Here is a 9,965-nt window from a genome sequence, read left to right as displayed (position 1 = left end):
GCCTTCACCATCAAGCTCGACAAAGCTCAGCTGCAACCGGTCACTGTGACCTTGAGCAACGGTAAAACCGTGGTCTTTGCTGTTGGTGAAACCGAGAAGGTCCACACCCTCGATCCGCAAGGCGACGACGTCTACAAAGACGGCGGCACTGCGCAACTCAGCATCACGGGTGCCACCTCCAATGGCGCGCAGCTGGAAAACCCAACCATCGGTGGCCCAGCTTCGGTCATCATCGGCGACACCACCAGTGAAGTGTTTGCGACCCTGACCGCAGACAAAACCACTGTGGCCGAAGGCGGCAAAGTCACTTACACCGTGACCCTGACCACCAGCACCGGTCTGCCGTTGACTAACCATCCTGAGCTGACCTTCAAGCTCACCGATGGCACCTTGATTAAAGTGCTGGCGAACAGCGTCACTGGCCAAGCCACCATCACGGCAGCCGATGACATCGCGGTCGGTGGTCAACCAGCCATCATCAACAAACTGATATCGGTCACCGGTGCGGACACCTACGAAAAACTGACTCTGGGCGATAACGCGGTTCAAACCACCGTGACTGACGAACCTACCGGTCAAGGCGATGCCGTCGGCATCACCATCACCGGTAACGGCCCAGTCCTGGAAAACCAGGGTGCCGCCTTCACCATCAAGCTCGACAAAGCTCAGCTGCAACCGGTCACTGTGACCTTGAGCAACGGTAAAACCGTGGTCTTTGCTGTTGGTGAAACCGAGAAGGTCCACACCCTCGATCCGCAAGGCGACGACGTCTACAAAGACGGCGGCACCGCACAACTGAGCATTACCGGCGCCACGTCAAATGGCGCTGCACTGGAAAACCCAGTGATCGGTGGCCCAGCGTCGGTAACCATCAACGACACCACCAGCGAAGTCATCGCCAAGCTGACCGTGGATAAAACCACGGTGGCCGAAGGCGGCCAGATCACCTATACCGTGACCCTGACCAACATCAATGGCCTCCCGATCAACAGCCACGATGCGATGAACTTCACCCTGAGCGATGGCAAGATCGTCAACATCGCCGCCAACGCCAGCTCCGGCTCGTTGTTGGTGCCGATCGCGGATGACGTCTACACCGGCGGCCAGACTGCGCTGGTGAACAAGCTCGATTCCGTCTCCGGCGGCAGCGTGAAGTTTGAACAGCTGACCCTCGACAAGACCCCGTTGACCACTACCATCACCGACGAGCCTGCAGGCCAAGGCGACAAAGTCACCGTGGGCATCACTGGCGATGCTTCAGTCGTTGAAGGCCAGACAGCGCATTACACGCTGAACCTGAGCAACACTGCCCACGGCGAAGTCACTGTCACCCTGAAATACAGCGGCACAGCGACTAACAACGTTGACTTCAACGGTGTCGTCACGGTCAAGATACCGGCCAACAGCAATGGCGTCGGTTTCGACATCTCGACCATCAACGACAAACTGGTGGAAGGTTCCGAGAACTTCGTGATCACCATCGACAGCGTCGCTGGCGGTAATTTCGAGAACATCGCGATCGACCCTGCGAAAACCAGCGTCACCACCACCATCGTCGACAACGACCATGCACCGGTTGCTGTAAGCGGCGGTGTTACCGGTATTGAAGACACTGACCTGGTGCTGACGTGGGCCAACTTCCAAACCACCGATGTCGATAACGACAGCCCTCTGAGCATCACCATCACGGACATCGCCGGTCGCGGTGACCTGATGTTCAACGGTGCGGCTGGCTGGGTGAAGGTCGCGGCGGGCCAGGTCATCAGCCAGGCGGATATCGCCGGCGGCAATTTGAAGTTTGTACCAGTGGGCAACGAGTCCGGTGCTGACGGTTACGGCGGCACTGGCATTGGCAACAAGGCCGCTGACTACGCGCAGATCAAGTTCAAGCCTACCGACGGTTTCAACCAGGGCAATGAAGCGACACTCAAAGTCGACATTACCCCAGTAGCTGACAGACCGACGCTGACTGTGGACAGCAACGCAGTCACCTCGACCGGCCTGCTCAAGGAAGTCTGGACCAACCTGTCCGGCTTGAGCGCAGGTTATGACGGCAGCGTAGGCAGCGGTGCGGCAACGGCCACCCTGAAGTCGGTGATTGATGCGGCGAAGAATCCGAACAGCACCAGCACCTCGACCAACGTGCAATCCAGTGGCGATGTCGCTGTGGGTACCGCATCGAAAACGTCCGGCCTGATCTACCTGGAAGCCGGCAAAACTTACACCTTCAGCGGCAGCGCTGACGACAGTCTGCTGGTGACTATTGGCGGCAAGGATGTAGCCAGCGCGCTGTGGGGTAAAGGTGGCGCCATCTCGGGTACAGGCTTCAAGCCGACTACCAGCGGCTACTACACCATCGACATCTACCACCACAACCAGAGTGGCCCGGGCAGCTATGACGTCAACCTGTCGATCAACGGCGCCGCCGCTGTCGACCTGAGCAGTTCCGGTATCCCGCTGTACACCGGCGTGGCCAACCTGGCCGCATCCGGCGTGACGGTGTCCGAGCTGCACGGTGCTAACGGTGAAGGTTACTACGAGGGCTACAAGCTCAACGAAGGCGCGGAGAACGGCAGCGTACATCTGTCGAAGATCACCACCGCACTGACCGACACCGACGGTTCGGAAAGCCTCAGCGTGACCATCGGCGGCTTCCCCAAAGGCATGGTGCTGAGCGACGACGCCGGCCACAGCTGGACGGTGGGCACCGATGGCAAGGCGGTAGTGACTGGCTGGAACCTGGCCAACCTGACCCTGACGCCACCGGCTTACTACAATGGCAAGTTCGACCTGACCGTGACCTCGACTTCTACCGAGCAACTGGGTGGTTCGGCTTCGAGTACGGCGACGATTCCGGTCACCATTTACCCGGCGACGTACAACCCGATCACGCTGACTGCGGGCAATGACGTTCAGGACGGCACCTTTGGCAATGACATCATCGTAGCCGACGTCGCCGGGCTTACGCCGATCCCGGGGCAGAACTACAACATCGCATTCATGGTCGACAGTTCGGGCAGCATGAGCGAGGCCTCTGTGACGTCGGCCAAGAACTCACTGATAGCGGTATTTACCTCGCTGATCGCCAGCGCCACATCGCAAGGCGAGAACCCGGGTACCGTTAAGGTATTCCTGGTGGACTTCGATACGCAGGTGAACAAATCGATTTCGGTCGACTTGTCGGTCAATGGGGCGCTAGACAGCTTGAAGACCGTGCTCGATAGCATGAACAAGGGTGGCTGGACTAACTACGAGGACGTATTCAAGACCACGGCCAACTGGTTCTACAGCACCGACGCTAAGAGCAACCCGAATGCGATTAACCTGACTTACTTCATCACCGATGGTGAGCCAACTGCCTATACCTCCTATGAGGTAGTCAATCCAAAAGTCGTTGATTACTGGTCAAACAACACCAGCGACATCAACCTCGACAGCCTGATGAAGGCCGGTGATTACAAGCCTGGTACCGCGTTCAACACGATGATCGGTGGCAAACTCCGGACATTGGTTGATGCAAGCGGCAACGTTTACAAATGGACCCAGGACAGTTCCGGCGACTGGAAATCTTCGAAGATCGACAGCGACTTGAAGATTCACGCGCAGGGGGATGGCACTTACGAACTGTCTTACAACGACGGCCAAGGCAGGGTCGATCGCGCCAGTGCCACTAACGCAGGACTAGCACTGGCACTGTTCGCAGCCGCCAACTCCACCGTACAAGCCATTGGCTTGAACAACGCAGTTACCGAAAACGACCTGGCTCCGTACAACACGACCAAAGGAAAACCGCTGGCCAACATCAACCCTGATGACCTGGCTAACGCGATCCTCGGCCACAACGAGGCGACACTGCCAGGAAGCGACACCATCAACGGCGGCGATGGCAACGACATCATCTTCGGCGACCTGGTGAGCTTCAACGGCGTTACCGGTGAGGGCTACACCGCACTGCAAGCGTTCGTCGGCCAGGAAACAGGTGTCGAAACCAACAAGGTCACCCCAAGCAACGTGCACCAGTTCGTGACCGAGAACTACAAAGTGTTCGACGTGTCCGGTGCTCATGACGGCAACGACACGCTGCTGGGCGGTGCCGGCAACGACATCATCTTCGGCCAGGGTGGCGACGACAAACTGTACGGCGGCAATGGCAACGACATCCTGCTTGGCGGAACCGGCAACGACCTGCTCGACGGTGGCGATGGCAATGACATCCTGATGGGTGGCAAAGGCGACGACACCCTGATCGGCGGTCTGGGTGGCGACACCTTCGTCTGGAAAGCAGGCGACACCGGTACCGACGTGATCAAGGACTTCAAGGCCGCCGAAGGCGACCGTATCGACCTGCGTGACTTGTTGCAGGGCGAGACCGGTAGCACCATCGACAACTTCCTGAAGATCACCACGGCGGGCGGCGTGTCGTCCCTGGAAGTGAACTCTGCCGGCAAGTTCAACAGTAATGACGCAGCAGCTGCCAAGGCCGATGTGACGATCAAACTCGAAGGCAACAACTGGTCTACCGCCAACCTGCACAACCTGATTGCCGGTAGCGATCCGACCATCAAGGTTGATCACAACAACAGCTGATAGCCAGCGGATGGCCGCCCAAACCGGGCGGCCGTCACGTTTGTGACAATCACCCCGGTGACGATTTCGTCGTCGCACCGCATACTCGTGCGCAGTTGTCCTATGCTGCTGACAGCATGAAGCTGGTCCATTTCTGAGGGATGCTCAATGTTTTACGTGCAACGCGATGCGCAAGGCCAATTAGTGCGCGTGGAGGCGGCGGCTTACGCCGAGGCCACCGAGACGCTGCCCGCGGATCATCATGAGATCCAGGCGTGGTACGCCAACGAAGTGATGGAAGTCAGCCTCAAACAGCTCAAGCAGAGCGACCTGGAAATGATCCGGGTACTCGACGACTTGATCCAGGTGCTGACCAGCAAAGGCGTGATTCGGGTGACGGACTTGCCGGCGGCGGCGCAGGCCAAGCTGATGGACCGGAACCAGGCGCGTGAGGCGTTGGGTGGATTGAGTCACTTGATTGATGATGAAGAGACGGGGTTGATTTAGGACCTTTGCCAAAGCAAAAGATCGTCCGATCGCGGCCCGAGCCTTCGAACGATCTTTTGTGCTTCTGAAGTGTTTACTGCCAGGGCTTGGGCTCACCAAACAACTGCCCTTGCACCCCATAAAGCCCCATCTCGCGGATCACCGACAACTCCCCTTCAGTCTCGACCCGCTCAGCTATCAGCGGCAGATCAATGCTGTGCGCTGCGCGCTGGATCGCCTCGATGAACAGGCGCTTGTCGCCCTCCTGATCAATCGCACGGATGTAGCTGCCGTCGATCTTGAGGTAGGCCAGGCCCAGGCGTGCAAGGTTACCTATCATGCTGAAGCGTCCGCCAAAACGTTGCAGGCTCAGGGAGAAGCCCAGTTCACGCAAACGCTTGGTCAATTGCTCGAGCACGGCTTGCTCGGGAATCTGCTCCTCGCCGATTTCCAGGGTCAGGCGCGGCCCCATGTTCGAATGTGCGCGCAAGATCTCGAACACCTTGTTCAGCATCTGCGGATCCGCCAGCGTGGCCGAAGACAGGTTCAGCGCCAGTGACTCGTCATGACCGGCCATTTGCTCCAGCACCAATTCCAGCATCAGCCGGTCCAGGCGCGCGGTCCAGCCAAAGCGCTCCAGCCAGGGCAGGAAACGCCCCGCAGGGATGGTCTGGCCCTGATCGTCAATCAGCCGCGACAGCACCTTGTAGTGCAGCACCAGCTGCGGGTCCTGACTGGCGACTACCGGCTGGAAGTACAGTTGCAGGCCTCGATTTGTCAGTGCCTGATCCAGCAGATTGTGCCAGGCATGGTGGTCATCTGCGACGCGGGACGAAGCGCTGTGATCCAGGCAGGCCCAGCTCGGCTCACCCTGTGTTTCCGCCTGCGCCAGTGCCTGGTCGGCTAACCCGATGACCGCCTGCGGTGAGTCACCATGGACAAACGGTGCCAGGCCCAGGGAGGCAACCGAGGCCACATCGGTGGCTCCGGTGGCATGCAGGCTCGCCAGGGCGCTGTCGAGGTTACGCGCCAGTTGCAGCGCTTCTTCACGGACCAGCCCAGGGGCCAGCACGGCAAACTCGCCGCCGCGAATACGTGTGACCAGATTGAGAGTCTCGGGATACTTGGCGCACTCACGCGATAGCTGCTCGCCGACCGCAATCAGCAACTCGTCGGTGCGCTGACCGCCGAGACGCTGGTTCAAACCGGCCAGATCCTTCACCCGTAGCAACAGCAGATAACCCGAGCTGGCCTGCTCCGGGTTGCTCACCCGGGCGTTCAATTGCATCTCGAAATACCGCCGATTGGCCAAACCCGTGAGGGTGTCCTGATACGATTCGACGCGCAGCTTTTCACTGCGCTCGGCCTGCTCCTGGAACAGCGCCTTGAGCTTCTCGACCATCTGGTTCATGGCCTGGACAACGCGTCGCAATTCGGGGGTGCGCGGCAGGTCCGGCAGGCTGAGAAACTCACGTCGGGCAATGGCGTGGGATTGCTTGACCATGTAGTCCAGGGGCTTCAATTGCCGACGCAGCAGCAGCGCACCCAGCACCGCACTGACGGCGCCACAGAGCAGGAGCCAGCCCAGGCTGCCCAGTGCGCTCTGCCACAACTTGGCCAATGCAAACATCGGGTGACTGACGACCTCGACCCGCGCCGCCTGCTCCCAGCCACGGCTGACGATGGCATCACCACCGGCGGGCTCCAGCCCGATCAGCTTGACGAACCAGTCGGGCACGTTGGTCACCGCTGGAATGCCGCTGCGTTCCACGATGACGTTGTCGTTGCTGACGTCTATCACCCGAATGCTGGCGTAGTAACCACTGTCGAAAATCGAGCTGACCAGCAGCTCGACCATCGCCGGGTCATCAATATTAGGCGTCAGCGACAACGCCAGGGCCGTTGCCGCATCTTGGGCGTGGGAGCGCAGCTGGTTGACGTATTGGGTCCGCGAGCTTTCCAGGCTGACCATGAAGCTGCCAGTGAAAGCGACTACCAGGAACAGACAGATAGCGATCAAAAGCTGTTTGAACAAAGACATCTGAGCGCGTGCTCCTAGTTAGTCGTCTCGACCGGAAAACCTTCGGCCTGCATTTTCTTTAACACATCCTGCCAGCGGGACAGGCGTTTGGTGTCGCTGACTTTTTTATTGCCCTTGGCGCCCGGAAGGTACAACCCTTCTGCGTTGAAAGAGTAGACCGGTAACAGGTCGGTTCGTTGATTGGCAGGCTTGATTGCATCGATCAAGCTGTCGAGCACCAGCGGCATTGCCTCGGGACTCGAATAGTAGGTCAATACCATATGCGCGCGATTCTGGCGCAGGGCCTTAACGTAGGTGATGCGCAGTTTGTCACTGGAAACACCAAGATGGCGCAGGCTGAAATACTTGGCGATGGCATAGTCTTCGCAATCTCCTGCGCCTTTCCACAACGCTTCGACCGGCGTCTCCCAATAATCAACCTCGTTCCACAGGTCGATATCCTCCACATAACGCACTTTGCGGTTGAAGAACTGATTAACCAAATTGAGCTGCTCGAGTTCACCGACCTGCTTTTGTGTAGCCAATAAATGCTGCCAGGCGTCAATGCGTTGCTGCCCTTCGCCCAAGGGGCCGTACAATGCCTGGGCACGGCGACTGATCAGCGAGAAATCCCAATCGGCATGCAGGCCGCCCAGCATGACGCCAGCCAGCAGCAGGGCGAATGAGAGCCAGCGCAAAGTCCGAGGGATTGCGAAACGTACCGCCAATGCGAGGCATCCAGATCAGGCAGGTGGAATTCGGTTGATGGTGCAGGTTAGCCCGACAAAAGACAATGGCACGATGAGATCACTGATAGCGCGCTAAGCTTTCAGCGCGGCCGCCGGTTTGACATCTTGTCTGGCAGTCTCTAGTGTCAATTTGGATCCAATCACATTAAAACTTATTCAGGGTGCGTTGTGACACAAAAGCCCAACCCTCTAGGCAGTATCAAGATCAACGCGCCAATCCCTGCACACATGGCCCGCGCAGTGATTGAAGAGACCTTGCGCTCGGCGATTCTCGACGGCCGAATCCCGTGTGGCACGGCATTGCGTCAACAAGACCTGGCGGATTTCTTCGGGGTCAGTCGCATGCCGGTTCGCGAAGCACTGCGTCAGCTTGAGGCGCAGTCGCTGCTAAGCGTCATCGCACACAAAGGCGCCGTTGTTGCGCCGCTTGTCCAAGGCGATGCGGTGGAAACCTATGCACTGCGCATTCTGCTGGAGTCGCAAGCGCTGCGTCTGTCGATCCCTCTGCTTACCGCGGAGGACATTGAACAGGCAGCGCGCCATATCCATGATCTCGAGACAGAGCGCGACTTTACCGAGATCGGTCGTCTAAACCGCCTCTTCCACATGGCGCTCTACAGTAAAGCGCCCAACCGCAGGCTGTTGCGGCTGGTGGAGGACGGGCTGAATGAAGAGGAACGCTTCCTGCGCTTCAATCTGGAGGCGATGAACTTGGGTGAATTGTCCCAGGAGGACCACCGGGCGCTGTTGCGCGCAGTGGGGGACCGTAATGTCGAGGGCGCAGTGCGCTTGCTTGAACAGCACCTCAATCGTGCGGTGGAAGTGATTACGCGTTATCTCAATAGCCCCGAGCAATAGCCGTTCCAAGAAGGCTTGACCGATGTCATTCGACAGACGCGTGGCGATCAGTTGCGCAATTGGCTACCGGTGAAAGACAATGCGACTAATTATCATTGTGACATCCGGGCAGCCGCATCATGTCTTCATCACCGTTGGCAGCACAGGTGCCTGATCAACATGTGGTGAGACAGGCTATCCACTGGCTCCTGCGCTTGCGCAACAACGCTGGCAATCCCCGGCTGCGCCTGCAATGCGATGTATGGCGCGCGGAGCGCCAGGAACACGAACTGGCCTGGCAGCGTGTCAAATCCCTGCAGGCCGAGCTGAGCAGCGATCCGCGCGCCATAGCAGGCGCCCCGGATCACTTGAATACCTCGCCAGCCAGTGCCTTGGGCGTAGGCCGCCGGCAAGCCCTGCAGATGCTCTCCGGCTTGCTGCTGCTGGGTTCGACAGCCTGGTTGGCCAAGGACGCATACCACTGGCAACAATGGACCTGCGACTTCGCCACCACCACTGGCGAACGGCGTGGTTTCCAGCTGCCTGACGGCACCCGCCTCGAGCTCAATACCGCCAGTTCGGCAGACCTGGATTACACCCCTCATCAGCGACTGATCAAACTGACCCGAGGCGAGATACTCGTGACCTGTGGCGGGATCGATCAAGCCGCCTCGTTTGATCGTCCGTTAAGAGTGCAAAGTGTTCATGGATTGTTCGAGGGAGTGGATGCCCGGTATGTCCTTCTTCAGGAACCGAACCGCACCCGGCTCAGCGTAACGGCCGGCAAGGTGATCATTCATTCACCAGTGTCCGCCGCTGGCGTGCCCATTGAGGTGCGTCCCGGGCAAAGTTACCTGGTCGATCGCCAACAAGCGTCAATGGCGTCACCGCCTGACCTGGAGCCAGGTACGTGGGTGGACGGCCTGATGGTTACGCGAAATATGCGTCTCGCAGACTTCCTGGATGAGCTGGGCCGCCATCGGCATGGCCACCTGAGCTGCGCCACAGATATTGCTGACCTACGCCTCACCGGTGCATTCCGTCTGGACGACACTGACCAGCTCCTCGTTACCCTGACGCACGCCCTTCCCGTCCAGTTGCACTACCGAACGCGCTGGTGGGTCACCCTGCAAGGCAAAGCCTGAGTCATCGGTGATGGGCAAGTGGCATTCATAGGGCGCTAAACGACAAAACCCCTGTCTGCGTTAGCAGACAGGGGTTTTGGAATTCAATCTTGACGATGACCTACTCTCACATGGGGAAACCCCACACTACCATCGGCGATGCATCGTTTCACTGCTGAGTTC

General features: G+C 58.7%; 6 protein-coding genes and 1 rRNA gene. 4 read left to right on the top strand and 3 right to left on the bottom strand.

What is annotated here, in order from left to right; translation table 11 throughout:
• On the top strand, positions 1-4,587 hold a 4,587-nt coding region (locus AAEZ05_RS27530; protein ID WP_350649687.1), incomplete at its 5' end, for an immunoglobulin-like domain-containing protein.
• Positions 4,588-4,734: 147 nt separating this feature from the next.
• Entirely contained in the window at positions 4,735-5,073 is a 339-nt protein-coding gene (locus AAEZ05_RS27525) for a hypothetical protein (protein WP_045060508.1), read from the top strand.
• A 73-nt stretch (positions 5,074-5,146) separates the two neighbouring features.
• Here AAEZ05_RS27525 and lapD read toward each other — a convergent pair whose 3' ends face one another.
• Positions 5,147-7,093 (bottom strand): cyclic di-GMP receptor LapD, encoded by a 1,947-nt coding sequence (lapD, locus tag AAEZ05_RS27520; RefSeq protein WP_350601560.1) that lies wholly within the window; start codon positions 7,091-7,093, stop codon positions 5,147-5,149.
• A gap of 14 nt (positions 7,094-7,107) precedes the next feature.
• Positions 7,108-7,800: a cysteine protease LapG gene (gene lapG / locus AAEZ05_RS27515; protein ID WP_350601558.1), complete on the bottom strand. Its 693-nt coding sequence runs from the start codon at positions 7,798-7,800 to the stop codon at positions 7,108-7,110.
• 189 nt (positions 7,801-7,989) lie between these two features.
• Here lapG and AAEZ05_RS27510 point away from each other — a divergent pair, with 189 nt between their 5' ends.
• A complete protein-coding gene (locus tag AAEZ05_RS27510; RefSeq protein ID WP_045060511.1) occupies positions 7,990-8,679 on the top strand; it encodes a GntR family transcriptional regulator in 690 nt (229 codons plus the stop codon).
• 119 nt (positions 8,680-8,798) lie between these two features.
• Positions 8,799-9,803, top strand: coding sequence for a DUF4880 domain-containing protein (locus tag AAEZ05_RS27505; RefSeq protein WP_045060512.1), 1,005 nt, complete (start codon positions 8,799-8,801; stop codon positions 9,801-9,803).
• 87 nt (positions 9,804-9,890) lie between these two features.
• On the opposite strand, the gene rrf is transcribed toward AAEZ05_RS27505, so the two are convergent.
• Positions 9,891-9,965: ribosomal RNA gene (gene rrf / locus AAEZ05_RS30910) — 5S ribosomal RNA — on the bottom strand; the annotation flags it as partial.

Origin of the sequence: Pseudomonas sp. HY13-MNA-CIBAN-0226, from assembly GCF_040310305.1 — a bacterium.
Lineage (GTDB): Bacteria > Pseudomonadota > Gammaproteobacteria > Pseudomonadales > Pseudomonadaceae > Aquipseudomonas > Aquipseudomonas gregormendelii.
Note: the sequence above shows the minus strand (reverse complement) of the source record. Positions and strands in the feature narration are given on the sequence as shown.